The following is a 1,021-nucleotide window of genomic DNA, read 5'->3' on the forward strand; positions in this document are numbered from 1 at the left end:
CTAGGAGCTGTTTCTTAGATCTGCTGACTGATCGTGCCTGCGTCGTCACGATTGACCTATGGGTCGAGGTGACTTAACCAACGCGGAGTGGGAGCGGCTCAGGCCGCTGCTGCCCGAAGGTGGCCAGCAGGGTGGGCGGTGGAACGACCACCGCAGAACGATCAACGGCGTGTTGTACCGGGCTCGCACCGGCCTGCCCTGGCGGGACCTGCCTGAACGATTCGGCCCCTGGATCACGGTGTACAAGCGGCACCGGCGCTGGTCGGCCGATGGCACGTGGCAGCGCTTGCTGACCGCGATCCAGGCCGAGCGGGATGCCGAGGGCGAGGTGGACTGGGACATCTCCGTGGACTCCACCACCGTCCGGGCGCACCAGCACGCCGCCGGCGCGCCCCGCACCCCGCCGCCTGTCCCCGCGCCGCCCGGCCGGCAAAAGGGGGACGCGGCCGGGACAAACCGGGGCGATCCGGTGCTGGCCGCGCTGGCCGCCCGGCTGGCGGAGGTGGTCAGGCTGGGGAATGTCTAGGTCGTTCCCGCGGCGGGTTCACCACCAAGATCCACCTGTCGGCGGACGGCCGATGCCGGGCGCTGTCGCTGGTCCTGACGCCGGGCCAGTACGGCGACAGCCCGCAGTTGGAGCGGGTGCTGCGGGCTGTGCGAGTCCCTCGCCTAGGGCCGGGACGCCCGCGTACCCGACCCGACAGCGTGGCCGCGGACAAGGCGTACTCCTCGCGCGCCAATCGCGTCTACTTGCGACGCCGTAAGATCCGCCACACCATTCCTGAACCGCGTGACCAGCGTGCCAACCGCCGCAGGCGCGGCTCTGCCGGGGGACGGCCCACCGGCTTCGATGCCGACCGCTACAAGGCACGCAACGTCGTCGAACGGGCTATCAACCGGCTGAAGAACTTCCGGGCCGTGGCCACACGCTACGACAAGCGCGCCTACATCTTCCTCGGCACCGTCACCCTGGCCACCTTGGTTATCTGGCTCCGGACCTGATCCAAGAAACAGCTCCTAG

Annotated in this window: 1 protein-coding gene; it reads left to right on the plus strand. The window is 69.3% G+C overall.

Annotated features, from left to right (window positions below; translation table 11 throughout):
• The first annotated feature begins 58 nt into the window (after positions 1–58).
• Positions 59–1,002, plus strand: a protein-coding gene (locus tag ACIA8R_RS52995) for an IS5 family transposase (protein WP_397045862.1) whose coding sequence is annotated in 2 segments (ribosomal slippage) — positions 59–398 and positions 398–1,002 — 945 coding nt in all. Because the reading frame shifts where the segments join, the coding sequence is not laid out codon by codon here.
• Positions 1,003–1,021 lie beyond the last annotated feature (19 nt).

Origin of the sequence: Nonomuraea sp. NPDC051191 (assembly GCF_044455665.1) — a bacterium.
GTDB lineage: Bacteria > Actinomycetota > Actinomycetes > Streptosporangiales > Streptosporangiaceae > Nonomuraea.